The organism is Pseudoalteromonas sp. A22 (assembly GCF_018141345.1).
GTDB lineage: Bacteria > Pseudomonadota > Gammaproteobacteria > Enterobacterales > Alteromonadaceae > Pseudoalteromonas > Pseudoalteromonas maricaloris.
Genome location: NZ_CP047238.1, coordinates 779,826 through 794,133 on the forward strand (window position 1 = coordinate 779,826; position 14,308 = coordinate 794,133).

12 protein-coding genes are annotated in these 14,308 nt (G+C 44.5%); 11 read left to right on the forward strand and 1 reads right to left on the reverse strand.

Annotated features, from left to right (window positions below):
• Window positions 1–56 precede the first annotated feature (56 nt).
• From GSF04_RS08310 to GSF04_RS08320, 3 genes are all read left to right on the forward strand, one after another.
• Window positions 57–545 carry a GNAT family N-acetyltransferase gene (locus GSF04_RS08310; protein ID WP_211859264.1) on the forward strand — a complete coding sequence of 163 codons (489 nt, stop codon included), beginning with the start codon at window positions 57–59 and terminating at the stop codon, window positions 543–545.
• Between the two features lie 150 nt (window positions 546–695).
• Window positions 696–2,663, forward strand: coding sequence for a hybrid sensor histidine kinase/response regulator (locus tag GSF04_RS08315; protein ID WP_010377369.1), 1,968 nt, complete (start codon window positions 696–698; stop codon window positions 2,661–2,663).
• 157 nt (window positions 2,664–2,820) lie between these two features.
• Window positions 2,821–3,954 carry a response regulator gene (locus GSF04_RS08320; protein WP_045988582.1) on the forward strand — a complete coding sequence of 378 codons (1,134 nt, stop codon included), beginning with the start codon at window positions 2,821–2,823 and terminating at the stop codon, window positions 3,952–3,954.
• 127 nt (window positions 3,955–4,081) lie between these two features.
• Here GSF04_RS08320 and queG read toward each other — a convergent pair whose 3' ends face one another.
• A complete protein-coding gene (gene queG / locus GSF04_RS08325; RefSeq protein ID WP_010377373.1) occupies window positions 4,082–5,215 on the reverse strand; it encodes a tRNA epoxyqueuosine(34) reductase QueG in 1,134 nt (377 codons plus the stop codon).
• An 11-nt stretch (window positions 5,216–5,226) separates the two neighbouring features.
• On the opposite strand from queG, the gene GSF04_RS08330 reads away from it, so the two are divergent.
• The 8 genes from GSF04_RS08330 (at window position 5,227) to hflK (ending at window position 14,305) form a co-directional block, all read left to right on the forward strand.
• On the forward strand, window positions 5,227–6,711 hold the full coding sequence (locus GSF04_RS08330; protein WP_211859265.1) for an NAD(P)H-hydrate dehydratase: 1,485 nt from the start codon (window positions 5,227–5,229) through the stop codon (window positions 6,709–6,711).
• Entirely contained in the window at window positions 6,708–7,181 is a 474-nt protein-coding gene (gene tsaE, locus GSF04_RS08335; protein ID WP_211859266.1) for a tRNA (adenosine(37)-N6)-threonylcarbamoyltransferase complex ATPase subunit type 1 TsaE, read from the forward strand. Before GSF04_RS08330 ends, tsaE begins: the two co-directional genes overlap by 4 nt.
• Entirely contained in the window at window positions 7,174–8,517 is a 1,344-nt protein-coding gene (locus tag GSF04_RS08340) for an N-acetylmuramoyl-L-alanine amidase (protein ID WP_211859267.1), read from the forward strand. Before tsaE ends, GSF04_RS08340 begins: the two co-directional genes overlap by 8 nt.
• 3 nt (window positions 8,518–8,520) lie before the next feature.
• Window positions 8,521–10,386: a DNA mismatch repair endonuclease MutL gene (mutL, locus tag GSF04_RS08345; protein WP_249122499.1), complete on the forward strand. Its 1,866-nt coding sequence runs from the start codon at window positions 8,521–8,523 to the stop codon at window positions 10,384–10,386.
• A 106-nt stretch (window positions 10,387–10,492) separates the two neighbouring features.
• Entirely contained in the window at window positions 10,493–11,383 is an 891-nt protein-coding gene (gene miaA, locus GSF04_RS08350; RefSeq protein WP_226899384.1) for a tRNA (adenosine(37)-N6)-dimethylallyltransferase MiaA, read from the forward strand.
• A gap of 76 nt (window positions 11,384–11,459) precedes the next feature.
• Complete coding sequence (gene hfq, locus GSF04_RS08355; RefSeq protein ID WP_010377383.1) at window positions 11,460–11,723, forward strand: RNA chaperone Hfq; 264 nt, start codon at window positions 11,460–11,462, stop codon at window positions 11,721–11,723.
• Between the two features lie 24 nt (window positions 11,724–11,747).
• Complete coding sequence (gene hflX, locus GSF04_RS08360) at window positions 11,748–13,037, forward strand: ribosome rescue GTPase HflX (protein WP_010605651.1); 1,290 nt, start codon at window positions 11,748–11,750, stop codon at window positions 13,035–13,037.
• 92 nt (window positions 13,038–13,129) lie between these two features.
• Entirely contained in the window at window positions 13,130–14,305 is a 1,176-nt protein-coding gene (hflK, locus tag GSF04_RS08365) for an FtsH protease activity modulator HflK (protein ID WP_039494418.1), read from the forward strand.
• Window positions 14,306–14,308 lie beyond the last annotated feature (3 nt).

Here is a 14,308-nt window from a genome sequence, read left to right on the forward strand (position 1 = left end):
TTTTATTTTGTTTATCTCTTATGATACGAAAATATTCGTTACCTTGATCAGCTTTCATGAATATTAGACTCGCTAAACCGCATGACCTTTGTGCCATTGTTGCCATTTACAACGAAACGATACCGAGCCGCCAAGTCACAGCGGATACGGAGCTCGTAAGCGTAGCACAAAAGCAAAGTTGGTTCGCCGCACATACGCAAAATCGTCCAATTTATGTAGTAGAACAGGAGGGGGAGGTGATTGCATGGATAAGCTTCAGCAGCTTTTATGGGCGCCCTGCCTACGATGGTACGGCTGAGGTGAGTATTTATCTTGCAAAAGCCGCACAAGGCCAAGGGTTAGGTAGTAAACTCATGGATTTTGCAGAGCAGCAAGCGCCGACCCTGTTTATTACAACGTTACTTGGCTTTATTTTTTCTCATAATCTCCCCAGTATCCGCTTGTTTGAAAAACACGGTTATAAAAAGTGGGGAGAATTACCCAACGTCGCGGTCATGGATGGTAATCACTATAGCTTGACGATTTTGGGCAAGTCTCTCGCATAGCTTTATACGCCGTTGGTCTTTGCTGTTTGAATTTTTTTCGCTGCGTGAATTAGACCACGGCGTCAAACATATCAAAATAGTGCTATTTTTTAGCGTCTTGTGATTCTTCTACTAAACTGGATCTCAGAATTATCGGTAAAGGATCTGGTTATGACGAATCGAGTGCTGATTATTGACAGCAGCAGTGTGCAAGCGATGCGGGTAAAGGTATTATTTGAGTTACTCGGTGGTGAGGTAGAGCATGTGCATTACCGGAGTCTAGAAGCAAATCTCGATTTTGATAAATTTGATGTTGTTGTTATTGCTCATGGGGTGCCAGCCAGTAAGCTCCAAGCGTTATATCAACTGAGGAATCATGATAAGTTAGTGTTGTTGGCACCAAAACCCGATAATGCCGAGCACTTAAAATCTTTCAGTGAAATCAACCGCGCCTTGCCGAATGGCATTGTGATCTACCCCTTCTTTGCCAATAAAGATATTACTGGCTTACTTGAGCGCCTACTGGAAATTGGTTCTACTAATACCTTAGTGCTGCCCAAAGTGTTGCTGGTTGACCATCATACGCCTCGTCTAGAGACTTTAGCTAACGGCCTACGCGGAGCACAGCTTGCGGTGACGACCGCGACGACGCTTGATGAAGCGATGCAAGTTGCCGAGCGACATCCTGTTGATCTCCTTATTTGTGACTTTAATCTAGAAAAAGACACTGGCTTAGATGTGTTTAATAAAGTTCGTCAAGTGCACCACAATTGCCGCTGCTTATTGATGACTTCTCGGGTTAATCAAGTGGATATGTTAGAAGCTGTGCGTCAAGGGGTTGAGGACATTTTGATTAAACCGTTTGATGAGAGTGATTTATTACAAAGCCTGCATAAATTATGGCAAACAGAGCTCTTAAGACGTCATAACCAAGAGTTGGTTGAGCGCCTACAGGATACGGTCGATGCCTTGATTGAACGCGACAGTCTGTTGCGCGTGATTTATAAACATACCCCGGATCCGATTATGCTGTTCAACCGTCAAGGCCATATTATTGAAGCAAATGACGCGTGTTGCGAATTGTTTGAGCTGACGGAAGAAGAATTACAGCCACTCTCTATTTTTGAGCTATTTGATGAAATATCCGTGTCGCAATTACGCGATTTGATGAAGCATGTTGGTATGTTAAAGCACTTTAATTGTGAGCTGAGTCTGCCAAAAGCGGGTGAACGCAGCATTCCTTTAATGGGAACGTTTAACGAAATCGATCATCACGGTGATATGGCATTTGCGGTCATTTTTAAAAATGTCTCAAAGCTTAAAGAGCAACAAGAAGTGCTAGAAGAAACCAAAGAGTTACTAGAGTTTGAAGTGCAAGCTCGAACGGCACAGTTACAAAAAGCCAAAGAAGCGGCGGAAGCGGCCAACCTATCTAAATCTGAATTTCTAGCCAATATGTCCCATGAGCTTCGCACACCAATGCACTCTATATTAAGTTTTGCACGTTTCGGTTTAGATAAGTTAACGGCTCCAGAAGTGCCGGCAGACAAGCTCAAAAAGTATTTATCTCGTATCGAAACCAGTGGTGAGCGTCTACTGGTACTACTTAACAATCTGCTTGATTTATCAAAGTTAGACGCAGGCCGCTTTCCATTTAATCCAAGCTTTCACAACCTCGTTAATGTGATCCAAAGCGGTATTGAAGATGTATCGGGCACTGCGCTTGAGAAAAAGATAAAAATCCGCTTTGAAAAGCCCGCTCAAGGCGTGATGACCTTTTGCGATCCGGAGCAAATGAATCAAGTGATCAGAAACTTATTGGGCAATGCGCTCAAGTTTAGCCCTGAAGGGAGTGAGGTGAGTGTACTGTTAAGCTGTAAAGATCAAGATATTCATATCAAGATTGCTGATCAAGGGGTTGGTATTCCGGATGACGAATTGGAACAGATTTTTGCCAAGTTTGTGCAAAGCAGTAAAACAGACAGTGGTGCTGGCGGCACGGGTTTAGGTCTTGCTATATGTAAGGAATTTATTTTGCTGCATAAAGGGCAGATTTACGCCGAGAATAATCCCGAGGGTGGTGCATGTATCAATGTGAGTCTGCCGTTAACAGAGCATCTTGAGAGTAATGCAGTGTAATGGTTGTAATTGGAAAGGCGTTGAGTAAGCGTCTATAAATAATAATAGAGCTTGTACTAATACAATCTGATTGGGAGCTGTTGAAGCACTGGCCTTAAATTACCATATTTTCCCCACAGTGCCTTTCCCATTGTGAACCGACGAAGGATATTCATTTATGGCTTTACGCAGAATCTTAGCAGTTGACGACGAACCATTTAATCTAGAAATCATTGAAGAGATTTTAGAAGACTTAGACTTTGAGTTAAAAACCGTTGAAAGCGGTCATGAATGTCTAGCTGTAGTTGAAGACTTTGACCCTCAAGTTATTTTACTTGATGTGAGCATGCCAAAAATGAGCGGCTATGAGGTATGTAAGGCGATTAAAGCCAATCCAAACACACAGCATATTATCGTTATGTTTGTGTCGGCAAGGGGCTCTGTTGAAGAGCGCATGGAAGGCTACTCAGTGGGTGCTGAAGATTATATTGTTAAGCCGTTTGGCCAAGGTGAGTTAAAAGCCAAGCTCACGCACTTGAATCAAATGCTACTAGAAAAAGATATTCTGGCTCAGCAAATTGAAGATGCAACCTCCACAGCATTTAGCGCCATGGCTAATAGCAGTGAAATGGGGCAAATCGTTACCTACATCGAGCAAATCGGTGAGATAGAAACAATCCCGCGACTGGCGGAAGCTTTATGTCAGTGTTTAAAGGGACTGGGACTTAATTGTAATGTTGAAGTTCGACTTGAGGGACAAAAACATCACTTTGCAACTACGGGGATTTGCTCACCTATCGTCATTGAATTATTTGAAATCTTACACACCAAAGGGCGCTTACATGAATTTACTAACCGCATATTGGTTAACTATCCATTTTTGAGTATTTTGATCCTCAATATGCCGGGAGACGATCCAGATAAACACGGTAGATTGCGGGATCATATTTGCTTTATTGCCAGCGTAACGGAGCAACAGTTAATTGCCATTTCCACTAAACGCAAGCTGGTACAGCAACACGAGGACCTGGAAGAAGCGATAAAAATGGTGCAAGGTAAGTTTAACAGCATGGTGTCGCTGCTTGATAAAAATCGTCAAGAAAATGAAAAAGTGTTCCGCTCATTACAAGAGTTATTTGAAGAGCGCATTCCGACAATGGGCCTAGACGAAGATCAGGAGATGTTTATCTATCAAAACGTCGATAAAGCGATTCAAAGCTCAGTCGCAAGGGAAGAAAGTGTGCGAGAGGTGAAAACCGCTTTCCATGATATTGAAGAAGACTTAAAACTACTCTCGCGACGCTCAGAATAAACCCTACTTCCAATACCGCCGTAGGTCGCGCTTTAGCGCGACTTCTTTAACTTTTATAGCGCAGCTTTTTTATCGTGATTCTCTCAACTTATTTAACCGTAGGTCGTGCTTTAGCGCGACAAATCCGCTAAGCGTCCCGTGGCAAGCCCTTTTCAATAATGCGGATCAGCCTTGCTTTTTTGCGTTCATGTTGGTCTGACTTTTGTCTTTGTTGCTCCAACGCCCAGTCGATATGCTCGATAACAAGGGGAGTGGCACTTTGACGCTTATCTTCCAGTGCTATAACGATGGCTTCATCGTATTGTGCATTGCCAAGGCCAACGGCTAAGTTTCGTAGCCAACGTTCATGTCCAATCCGGCGAATGGGGCTACCTTCAGTGTTTTTTAAAAATGTTGCTTCATCCCAAGCAAATAAGCTCAATAATTGCTGATCTTTAAGTTGAGTTCGCGGCAAAAAGTCGGCTTCTTCCGTTATTTGACCATAGCGATTCCATGGGCAGACTAACTGGCAATCATCACAACCGTATATCCGATTGCCCATTTTTGCCCTAAACTCCTCTGGAATAGCGCCTTGAAGCTCTATGGTGAGATAAGAAATGCAGCGTCTCGCATCAACGACATAAGGTTCTACGATGGCGCCGGTAGGGCATAAAGTTAGGCAGGCGGTACAACGGCCGCAACCTTCTTCTTGGTTTGGTTTATCAATGGGAAGAGGAATATCAACAAACAGCTCACCCAAGAAAAACCAAGATCCCGCCTGCTTATTAATCACTAGACTGTTTTTTCCACGCCAGCCAAGTCCTGCTTTTTCTGCAATTTGTCGCTCTAGTACCGGGGCTGAGTCGACAAAAGGACGAAACCCTAATGTGCCGACTTCTTGCTCAATCTTTTGTCCGAGCTGCTTTAGCTTATTGCGCATTACCTTATGATAGTCTCGACCTAATGCATAACGAGAGATGTAAGCTGTGGTTTTGTTACCAAGCGCTCTGGCAAAGCTGGCATCGGGTGGCAGATAGTTCATTTTCACCGAAATAATACGCTGAGTGCCAGGAACCAGTTCTGCGGGGCGGGCACGCTTCATTCCATGCGCCGCCATATACGCCATTTCACCATGATAGCCTGCGTCTAACCAGCGCTGAAGTTGCGCTTCATGCTCGCGTAAATCAATGTCGGTTATACCGACTTCTGCAAAGCCAAGTTCTTGGCCCCATTGCTTAATTTGTGCTGCAAGTTCACTATAATTGATATTATCGGTCGTCACGGGAAGAAATAATGGCTAATGAATACACGGACAATTTACCACAATTTGCTTATTCAGCCCAACAAGTGCAGCAATATGAAGCAAAAGCCGCAAAGTTATCAGGCACAGATCTAAGTACTTTAATGAAGCGAGCAGGGACTGCTGCATTTCGCTTTATTGAAAACAGCCAGCCAAAATCCAGTCATATCTTAGTTATCACAGGTAAAGGTAATAACGCGGGAGACGGTTTTGTCGTTGCTAAATTATGTCAGCAGGCCGGATTTTCCGTCACCGTATTTGCGTTATTTGCACCCGAAAGCTTAACGGGCGATGCGCAGCAGGCATTTTCTCAATATCAAGGCGCATTGGTTTTTTCGTTGAACGAGGTAGAGTTAAGTCAGTTTACGGTGGTGGTTGATGGTGTGTTCGGCACCGGTTTTAGAGGTGAGCTGCCTGACCATGTTTGCCTTTGTTTTGACAAAATAAATAAACTGCCGGTTACTAGGTTGGCACTTGATGTACCGAGCGGTATAAATGCCACAACAGGAGAAGTTGCGGCCAGTGCATTTTTAGCTACCAAAACCATCACCTTTATCGCGTTAAAACAGGGCTTACTTAGCGGCTCAGCAAAGCGTTTTGTGGGAACGTTATTGTTAGCCGATTTGGATGTTGGTGAAGCATTCAAAACCCTAGTAACGCCAACATCAAATTACTTAAATCATGAAACCTTCATGGCAGCAAGGCCGCAGCGAGCACTAGATAGCTATAAAAATGCACATGGTCATGTGTTACTTATTGGCGGTAATCGTGGCATGGCTGGGGCAATTCGATTGGCAGCCGAAGCCGCTCTGCGAGCAGGAGCTGGCCTTGTATCGGTCGCTACTCATCCTGATAATATCGCGAGCGTCTTACAGGGGCGCTTTGAATTAATGGTGCACGGTGTTGAGAGTGCGAATGAGTTATCGCCACTGATGAAAAAAGCCAGTGTGATAGTGCTTGGTCCCGGGCTTGGTCAAGACGCTTGGGCAAAATCACTTTTTAATTGTGCGATGGCAACTGAATTGCCGATGGTTATGGATGCTGATGGACTCAATTGTTTAGCGCATGCACCGAGGCAAAAATCAAACTGGGTGTTAACGCCTCACCTAGGTGAAGCAAGGCGGTTATTGAGTCACTTAGAGACACCGCTAAATGAACACGACCGCTTCGCGGTGGCTAAAAAAATTAGCCATGAATATGGCGCTGTTACGGTACTAAAAGGGCCGGGCAGTTTGGTATCTGAAGGTGAGCGGATAAATATTAATCGTTCAGGCTGTGCAGGAATGGCGAGTGCTGGGATGGGCGATGTTTTATCTGGTATTATAGGCGGTTTAATTGCCCAAGGGATGGAAGCATTTGCTGCAACAAACCTAGCCGTGTATATTCATGGTTTAGCTGCCGAGCAGGCCGCCAATGATGGCGAAAAAGGTATGTTGGCCGGGGATTTATTCGAACATATTCGAGGTGTTTTAGGATGACGACAGGTCATATGAAATTCGATTTGGCTGATGAGCCAGCAACAGTTGCCATGGGTAATAAAATTGCCAATGTTATTCGTCAAGGTGCGGTACTATTTTTACACGGTGATTTAGGCGCGGGTAAAACCACGCTCACTCGCGGGATCGTGCAAAGCCTTGGTCATTCAGGTAAGGTAAAAAGTCCAACTTATACCTTAGTTGAACCTTATGAACTGGATGATGTCTCAATATATCATTTTGATTTATATCGATTAGGTTCGCCTGAAGAGCTCGAATACATGGGGATCCGGGATTACTTTGCAAGTAATGCTATCTGTGTTGTTGAGTGGCCTGAAAAAGGTGAAGGCTTTATTCCAAACCCAGATATAGACGTCACAATGCAGTATGCTGGTGATGGCCGTCAAATTACACTTGAGGCCAAGTCTAGCCGCGGCGAGGCACTATTAAAACAATTACAAGATCATGCGTAATCAGCCGACTATTAGTTATATTTTCATTTTTATCGGCATGCTCTTAGCGAGCATGCATAGCTTTGCCCAAAACGCCATTGAAAGTGTGCGTGTTTGGCCCTCCCCAGAAAGCACTCGTATTGTTTTTGATATGAGCGATAAGCCGGATTACAGCTATTTTGTGCTGAAAAATCCACTGCGCTTGGTGATCGACCTTGAAAACACCAAGCAACAAAAAGACTTTCCGAGTGTTCCTGACGAACATCGCGTTGTAAACAAAGTGCGCCACAGCAAACCAAAAAATAGCAATTCTGCACGGATTGTTGTGGAGCTAAGTCGCAGCGCTACGCCAAAAATCTTTGCGTTGGCACCAACCGGCCCGTATAAAAACCGCTTAGTCGTTGATTTGTATGGTAAGCAGATGAGCGCTTATGACGATACAAAAACTGCCACACCACGAAAAACACTGGCGCAAGACAGAGATATTGTCATCGCCATCGATGCTGGTCATGGCGGTGAAGATCCGGGTTCTATTGGACCTTCAGGTACTTATGAAAAGCTCGTAACCATTCAAATTGCGAAGCGTTTAGCACGCTTAGTCGATAGCCAGCCAGGGATGAGCGCAAAGCTTATTCGTACTGGCGATTATTACCTCAAGTTGAATACGAGAACCGCAAGAGCGCGCGAAAGAAAAGTGGATTTTTTTGTGTCTATTCACGCAGATGCCTTCACCAGTCCTCAACCACGCGGTGCGTCGGTCTGGGTGTTATCACTGCGCAGAGCAAATTCTGAAATAGGTAAGTGGCTAGAAGACAAAGAAAAACACTCACAGTTATTGGGAGGGGCTGCCGATTTAATTAAGGATACGGCCAACGAAAAATATTTAGCCAAAGCGTTACTTGATATGTCGATGGAACATTCGATGAAAACCGGGTTTCAGGTCGCAGAAGAAGTCGTCAAAGAGCTGAAAAAAGTGGCAAAAATGCACAAAAGCAGACCGCAAGCTGCAAACTTTGGGGTACTAAAATCACCAGATATACCTTCGATCCTGGTAGAAACCGGGTTTATTTCAAACCCTAAAGAAGAAAAACTATTAATGTCTCCGCATTACCAAGAGCGTTTAGCTCGGGCTATTTTTAGTTCGATAAAGGGCTATTATGAAAAAAATCCACCGGATAATTCGCTCTTTGCGCGTATGCAATCCAATAAGCCGGTGACGCATAAAGTAAAAAGTGGCGAATCATTGAGTGTGCTGGCTAGCCGTTATGGTATTACGGTCAGTGAATTGAAAAAAGCAAATAACCTGAAAAACAATACCTTGTTTATTGGGCAAGTCTTAACTATTCCAAAAGCGTAAATGATGACGATAGAAATACTTCCAGCTCGGTTGGCCAACCAAATCGCTGCCGGTGAGGTGGTGGAGCGGCCAGCGTCCGTTGTGAAAGAGCTGGTGGAAAACAGTATTGATGCTGGTGCGACGCGCATTCAAATAGATATTGAGCGTGGAGGACACAAGCTTATTCGGATCCGTGATAACGGTATCGGTATTGTTAAAGACGAGCTGATGTTGGCGCTGTCTCGCCACGCGACAAGTAAACTGAAAAGCTTGGATGATCTAGAGTGTATTGCTTCGCTGGGCTTTCGAGGTGAGGCGCTGGCATCCATCAGTTCAGTATCGCGACTGACTCTGAGCTCTAAACCTCAAGCGCAAGAAACTGCTTGGCAGGCTTTCGCCGAAGGGCGAGATATGGCTGTGCAGGTTCAACCTACCGCGCACCCAGACGGCACCACGATTGAAGTCAAAGACCTGTTTTTCAACACGCCTGCACGCAGGAAATTTTTACGCACCGAAAAAACCGAGTTTAGCCATATCGATGAGCTGGTTAAGCGCATTGCATTGAGTCGTTTTGATGTTGCCATCACGCTCACTCATAACCAAAAGGTGGTTCGCCAATATCGCCCTCGCACTATTGAAAAAGGTGTTGAGCGAGTTGCGCAAGTTGGTGGTAAAGCATTCTTACAGCAAGCAAGCTTTATCGACTCAGGTCATGAGGGACTAAGATTATTCGGTTGGGTGTTACCTGCGGGGGTGAACAACGGCACACAATATACCTACGTAAATGGTCGTATGATGCGAGATAAGCTCATCTTGCATGCGATTCGCCAAGCATTTGATGAATCAATCGGGCATGAAGAGCTTCCCGGTTTTGTCATATATCTTGAATTAGATCCGAGACAAGTTGACGTTAATGTCCATCCCGCGAAACACGAAGTTCGCTTCCATCAAGCGCGCTTGGTTCACGACTTTATCGTACAAGCAATAAAGCAGGTCGCGACGGAGCAAATTGATTTACCTTGTGCAAGCGAGACCGAGACTCAAGCACCTGATATCGCATCGCCATTATTTACGCCCCAAGAACAGGTAGATGAAACCTATCATCAAAGTTACCGTTCAACCTTACAGCCCGAAACGCAAGCACAGGCCTATTCGGCTCCAAGTACCTTCGGCGAACGCACTGAGGCTTCAAGAGCAGCCTCAGGTGGCGGTCGAAGTAACTATGGCGGTGCAACAGGTGGTGGCAAAAAGCAGGTGAATGTAAACCAGCTCTATCAAGGACTATCACATCAACAGATGCAGCACTTCGATCAAATTGAAGAAGCTGAATTACCGTCAATTGAAGTAAGTAGCGTCCCGATATCCGCCAGTAAATCTAGCTGGATGCTGTTGCCGCAAGGCAAAGTCATGCTTGAGCAAGACAATCAGTTGTTGTTTGGTGATTGTAGGCAAGGGCTGTTGCCATATTGGCAAATGCAAATTGAGCAAGATGGCACATTGCAAGGCAAAGCGCTGCTGTTACCCGTGCGCATCAAGTTAGATAAAGCCGCACTGGAAGCATTGCAGCAGCGTGAAACTTGGTTGGCAATTTTAGGGTTTGCGATTGAAATCTTTGATGGCCATATTTTAGTTAAAAAATTGCCTGTGTCGCTCTATAGCATAGATGTTGGTGAAATTTCTAAGCAAATGATGGAACCAAGCTCAGATGCTGAACTCCAAGATTGGTTACAGTGGCTAGAAGTCTCAACACCCAGTAGCTATTTCGATAGCCAGCATTTTGATTTAGTTAAAGAAAAATTACTTTCAAAAGCCTCATGTTTGGCTCGTATTCATAAAAGTGCGGTTACAATTGATGCCCAGAAGTTGGTCAGTTTTTTAAGTTCGCAGTAATTCGTGCCTAAGTAGGTATTAATTACCATGTACTATCAGCTATAATACGAGATTAGTGCAGTTTATTAGTAGGTTAGATGTGAACAAGTTACCTGTCATTACCCTAATGGGACCGACAGCAGCGGGCAAAACCGCATTGGCCATAGAGTTATGCCAAGCGTTAAATACCGAAATCATCAGTGTAGACTCGGCGTTAGTGTACAAAGGGATGGATATCGGTACGGCAAAGCCGAGCGCACAAGAGCAAGCACAGGCACCACATCACCTAATTGATATTATTGATCCTGCACAAAGCTATTCGGTTGCTGAGTTTCGTGCCGATGCTATTAAACTAATTGATGATTTTCATCAGCGTGGCAAGGTGCCAATTTTAGTCGGCGGCACAATGATGTACTTTAAAGGCTTGATTGAAGGCCTGTCGCCATTACCAGAGGCTGATGCTGAAATCAGAGCGGTATTGGAGCGCGAAGCCGAACAAAAGGGTTGGCCTGCGCTGCATCAACAGTTAAAAGAGATTGACCCAGAAGCCGCGGCTAAAATCAGTGAAAACGATTCGCAACGCATCAACCGCGCTTTGGAAGTTTATCGCATTAGTGGTAAAACGATGACTCAATTGCAGCAAAGCAAACAGGATGCATTGCCATATCAGTTTCATCAATTTGCGATTGCGCCAAATGACCGAAAAGTTTTGCATGAACGTATAGAGAAAAGATTTAAAATAATGTTGGATGAAGGCTTTAAAAATGAAGTTTTGGCCTTATATCAACGTAAAGATTTACACCCTGATTTGCCTTCTATTCGCTGTGTCGGATATCGGCAAATGTGGGAGTATTTAGCTGGCGAGTGCGATTATAACGAAATGGTTTTCAAAGGCGTCGCAGCGACCAGACAACTGGCGAAGCGGCAATTAACTTGGCTGAGGGGGTGGCAAGATGTGACTTGGCTTGACACCGATAGTCAAGAAAACTTGCAACGTGTTCTAACTTCGCTAAGCTAATAGTAGTTGTTAAATCAGCGTGTTCTGATTAAATCAACGACCTGACATAATAACACCTAAAACGAAGGATAAGAAAATGGCAAAAGGCCAATCTTTACAAGACCCATTTTTGAATGTCTTGCGTCGTGAGCGCATTCCTGTCTCAATTTTTTTAGTGAATGGCATTAAATTACAGGGCAAGATCCAGTCATTTGACCAATTTGTGATTTTGCTTGAAAACACAGTAAACCAAATGGTTTACAAACACGCCATCTCCACTGTGGTTCCAGCTCGTGCGGTTAACTTCCAAAATGCAACCGGAAGTGAAGCGGGCGACCAAGGTGAAGAAGGTAATTATTAATTCTTATTAGTAGGAGCTTAATGCTTGTTTGACCGTTATGAAGCCGGCGAACAGGCAGTCTTGGTTCATATAGAATTTCCTCACGAAGGAGATCGCGAAGATCTACGTGAATTGGAAATGCTAGTTTCTTCTGCTGGTGTTAGTAGTGTGGCGGTTGTGCAAGGCAGCCGTCAAGCACCACATGCAAAGTTGTTTGTCGGAACGGGTAAAGCTGAAGAAATTGCCGAGATTGTCAACATCCACAACGCAGATGTCATCATATTTAACCACCAACTCAGTCCCTCACAAGAGCGCAATTTAGAACGCGTTTGTAAGTGCCGAGTGTTAGATAGGACAACGCTGATCTTAGATATTTTCGCGCAAAGAGCCCGTACCCACGAAGGTAAATTGCAGGTTGAGCTTGCTCAGCTAAGGCATATCTCTACGCGCTTAATTCGAGGATGGACGCACTTAGAAAGGCAAAAAGGGGGGATCGGCTTACGTGGTCCTGGTGAAACCCAATTAGAAACCGATAGACGGTTACTAAGAGAGCGAATTAAGAGTATTCGTAAACGATTAGACAAGGTAGCCGTTGTGCGTGAGCAAGGGCGTCGAGCGCGCAGTCGTAACGAGATCCCAACCGTTTCTCTGGTAGGCTACACCAATGCGGGTAAATCGACGCTGTTTAACAAAATTACGGATGCGGATGTATATGCTGCGGACCAATTGTTCGCAACGCTTGATCCTACGCTAAGAAAAATAGAAATCGATGATGTTGGCCCCGTTATCTTAGCAGATACAGTAGGTTTTATTCGTCATTTACCTCATGACTTGGTAGCAGCATTTAAGGCGACTTTAACAGAGACTCGTGAGGCAGATTTACAGCTTCATGTCATCGATGTTGCAGATCCGAGAAGAAAAGAAAACATAGAACAGGTACAATTGGTTCTAGAGGAAATTGAAGCCAATGACATTCCTCAACTTTTAGTCTACAACAAAATTGATCTAATGGACGAAGTTGCGCCTAGAATAGATAGGGACGATGAAGGAAAACCGATCAGAGTGTGGTTAAGTGCCCACTCTGGAGAAGGGATTTCGTTGTTATTCGACGCCGTTAAAGAGTTGTTGGCAAAAACCGTTTTCACAGCTGAGCTTGCTGTCCCTCCTGCGCTTGGGCGTTTACGAGGTGCGCTATTTGAGCTCAATGCCGTGGATGAAAAAGGCTACGACGAGCAAGGCAACTGGCTTGTTTCGGTAAGAATGCCAAAAATCGAATGGGAAAAGCTCAATAAGGAATTCGGGCGAAATCTCAATGATTTGGTCGTTGGTAGTTAAAAATCGTCAATTTCGAGCGTATTTTTATATGAGAGTCGCTCGAATTTTGTTAGATTTAACCTAATTCATTTAAATAACAATGGAGTATAGCTATGGCCTGGAACGAACCGGGTAATAATGGCAATGATAACGATCCGTGGAAAAACCGCGGGGGGCGGGATCAAGGCCCACCTGATCTAGATGAAGTATTCCGTAAATTTGGTAATAAATTCGGCGGTATTTTCGGCGGTAAGCCGGGGAAAGGTGGTAATGGCGGATTAGGCGGTGCTGGTTTCGTCTTTATACTTATTATCGCAGCCATCGTATGGGCACTAAGTGGTATTTACACGGTAAAAGAAGCTGAGCGCGGTATCGTGTTGCAATTTGGTAAATTTGACCGTATTGCTGAGCCGGGTCTGCGCTGGAAAGCCACGTTCATCGAGCGTGTTATTCCTGTAGATATTGAAGCGGTACGTTCATTGTCGGCTTCAGGCTTTATGCTTACGGAAGACGAAAACGTAGTAAGCGTTGAGTTTGAAGTGCAATATCGTGTTGTTGATCCAACACTTTATCGTTTCAGTGTGACCGATGCTGACCACAGCTTACAACAAGCGCTAGACAGTGCTCTGCGTTATGTTGTGGGTCATGCTCGCATGGACCAAGTGTTAACTACGGGTCGTGAAGTGGTTCGCCAACGCACTTGGGAAGAGCTAAACAGTATTATCGAACCATACAACCTTGGTTTGATTGTTACGGACGTTAACTTTAAAGATTCTCGTCCACCAGCAGAAGTAAAAGACGCATTTGATGATGCGATTGCTGCACAAGAAGATGAAGAGCGTTTCATTCGTGAAGCAGAAGCTTATGCGAGGGAAATTGAACCGCGTGCGCGTGGTCAAGTGACTCGTATGACGCAAGAAGCAGAAGCTTATCGCGAACGTATTATCCTTGAATCTCGAGGTGAAGTAGAGCGCTTTGAAAAGTTACTTCCTGAGTACCAAGCAGCAAAAGAAGTAACGCGTAAACGTTTATATATTGATGCAATGGAGCAGATTTTGGGCCGTAGCTCAAAAGTATTGGTTGATGTTGAAGGTGGTAATAACATGCTGTATCTACCACTTGATAAGATTATGCAATCCCATAACAACGCTTCGTCACCAGTACGTTTACCAAATCAGAGTGATATTGAGCAGCTTCGTAGAACGATTGAAGGTACTCAACAGCAAAATAGTTCTGTCAATTCAGGCGGCGATAGATTTAATCGCGACAGATTTGGTAACGGGAGATAATCA

Coding starts and splice junctions, on each gene's coding strand:
- GSF04_RS08315 (WP_010377369.1), top strand. CDS start 696: ATGACGAATCGAGTGCTGATTATTGACAGCAGCAGTGTGCAAGCGATG.
- hfq (WP_010377383.1), top strand. CDS start 11,460: ATGGCAAAAGGCCAATCTTTACAAGACCCATTTTTGAATGTCTTGCGT.
- GSF04_RS08330 (WP_211859265.1), top strand. CDS start 5,227: ATGGCTAATGAATACACGGACAATTTACCACAATTTGCTTATTCAGCC.
- mutL (WP_249122499.1), top strand. CDS start 8,521: ATGACGATAGAAATACTTCCAGCTCGGTTGGCCAACCAAATCGCTGCC.
- tsaE (WP_211859266.1), top strand. CDS start 6,708: ATGACGACAGGTCATATGAAATTCGATTTGGCTGATGAGCCAGCAACA.
- miaA (WP_226899384.1), top strand. CDS start 10,493: ATGGGACCGACAGCAGCGGGCAAAACCGCATTGGCCATAGAGTTATGC.
- GSF04_RS08340 (WP_211859267.1), top strand. CDS start 7,174: ATGCGTAATCAGCCGACTATTAGTTATATTTTCATTTTTATCGGCATG.
- GSF04_RS08320 (WP_045988582.1), top strand. CDS start 2,821: ATGGCTTTACGCAGAATCTTAGCAGTTGACGACGAACCATTTAATCTA.
- GSF04_RS08310 (WP_211859264.1), top strand. CDS start 57: ATGAATATTAGACTCGCTAAACCGCATGACCTTTGTGCCATTGTTGCC.
- hflK (WP_039494418.1), top strand. CDS start 13,130: ATGGCCTGGAACGAACCGGGTAATAATGGCAATGATAACGATCCGTGG.